This is a genomic window from Spirillospora sp. NPDC049652 (assembly GCF_040675125.1).
Classification (GTDB): Bacteria; Actinomycetota; Actinomycetes; order Streptosporangiales; family Streptosporangiaceae; genus Spirillospora.
In genome coordinates this window covers 1-2,001 of record NZ_JBFAOF010001162.1, presented here as the reverse complement: position 1 = coordinate 2,001, position 2,001 = coordinate 1, and the positions used below count along the sequence as shown (strand labels likewise).

Annotated in this window: 1 protein-coding gene; it reads right to left on the bottom strand. The window is 76.2% G+C overall.

The features are described from left to right. A partial coding sequence (locus AB0J52_RS38090; RefSeq protein WP_500187866.1) for a non-ribosomal peptide synthetase occupies positions 1 to 2,001 on the bottom strand: 2,001 nt, incomplete at both ends.

Here is a 2,001-nt window from a genome sequence, read left to right as displayed (position 1 = left end):
GCGAGGCCGGGGCCCGCGACGTGCAGGTCGCCCATGACGCCCGGCGGCACCGGGCGGAGGAACTCGTCCAGCACGTACACCCGGGTGTTCCAGATCGGGCCGCCGATCGTCACGCCCGAGCCGCTGCCGCTGGCGGTGCCGGGGCTGGAGTCGGCCGCCAAGGGACGGCTCATCGTGGCGCACACCGTCGTCTCGGTCGGGCCGTAGGCGTTGATCACGCGGCGGCCGGACGCCCAGCGCTCCACCAGGTCCGGCGGGCACGCCTCCCCCGCCACCACCAGGGTCCGCACGGACTCCGGCAGCCGCTCCACGGTGGCGAGCAGCGACGGCGGCACCGTCACGTGCGTCACGGCCAGGTCCGCCAGCACGTCCTCCAGCCGTCCGGCCGGGGGCAGCCGGTCGGCCTCCGCGAGCAGCAGCGTCGCGCCCGACAGCAGCGCCATGCACATCTCGGACACCGACGCGTCGAACCCGAGCGCCGCCAACTGCAGCACGCGCGAATCGGGCCGGACGCCGAAGCGCTCGACCTGCGCGCCCGCCAGCGTCGCCAGCCCCCGGTGCGTCACGACCACGCCCTTCGGCGTCCCGGTCGAGCCGGACGTGTAGATGACGTACGCGGGGTGGGCGGGGTGCGGCGGCACCCGGCGGGTGCGGACGGTCCCGGAGGGGGCGGGACGGTCCGGGTCGTCCCAGACGAGCGGGTCCGGTCCCGCCAGGTGCTCGGTCGCGCGCGTGCACACCACCAGCGCGGGCCGCGCGTCGGACAGCACGAACCGGATGCGCTCCTCCGGGTAGGACGGGTCGACCGGCAGGTACGCCGCGCCCGCCTTCGCGATGCCCAGCAGCACCGCCACCAGGTCGGCCGACCTGTCCAGCAGCACGCCCACCAGGTCCTCGGCCCGGACGCCGCGCGCCGCCAGCTCGCGCGCCACCCGGTTGGCCCGCCCGTTCAGCTCCGCGTAGGTCCAGCTCACGCCGCCGGACTCGACCGCCACGGCCTCGGGCGTCCGCACCACCTGCGCCTCGAACAGCTCGGCCAGCGACCCGCCGGGGACCGGACGGGCGGTGTCGTTCCACGCCGTCAGCACCCGCTCGCGCTCGTCGTCCACCAGCAGGTCCAGGTCGGCGACCCGCACGGACGGGTCGTCCGCCACCTGCCGCAGCACGGACGTCAGGCGGGCCAGCAGCCGTTCGGCGGACGCGTCGTCGAAGACGTCCGGCCGGTAGTCGAGGCGGAGTCGCAGGTCGTCCCCGGGAGTCACCACGAGGGTGAGCGGGTAGTGCGAGGAGTCCTCGCTGGTGTTGCCGGAGATCCGCAGGCCGTCCAGGCGGAGCGCCTCGCCGGCGTCGCGCGGGAAGTTCTGGTAGACGAGCAGCGTGTCGAAGGCGGCCCCCGGCCCGGCCGTCCGCTGGATCTCCGTCAGTCCCAGGTACTGGTGGTCGAGCAGGAGGGTCTGGCGGCGCTGCAGGTCGGTGAGCATGTCGGCGAAGGGCCGCGCCGGGTCCAGGCCGACCCGCACCGGGACGGTGTTGACGAACAGCCCGACCATCCGCTCGGCCCCGGGCAGTTCCATCGGCCGTCCGGCGACGGTCGCGCCGAACACCACGTCGCGGCGGCCGGCGAGCCGTCCGACGAGGACCGCCCACGCGGCCTGGACCAGCGTGTTCAGGGTCAGCCCGCGTGCCCGCGCGGTGGCGCGCAGCGCGTCGGCGACCGCGCGGCCCGTCGCGGCGAGCAGGAAGCGGGACTCCACGCCGCCCGCGTCCTCGGCGGGGACGGCGGCGGGGGCCACGAGGGTCGGCTCGTCCAGTCCGGCGAGCGCGGTCCGCCACGCGTCGCGGGCCGCGTCCGCGTCCTGCCGGGCCAGCCAGGCGAGGTAGTGCCGGTAGGGCGTCACGGGCGCGAGCGCGGCCGGGTCGCCGCCGGCCGCGTACAGCAGCGACAGCTCCTCGAACAGCACCGGCAGCGACCAGCCGTCCAGGACGAGGTGGTGCACGGGG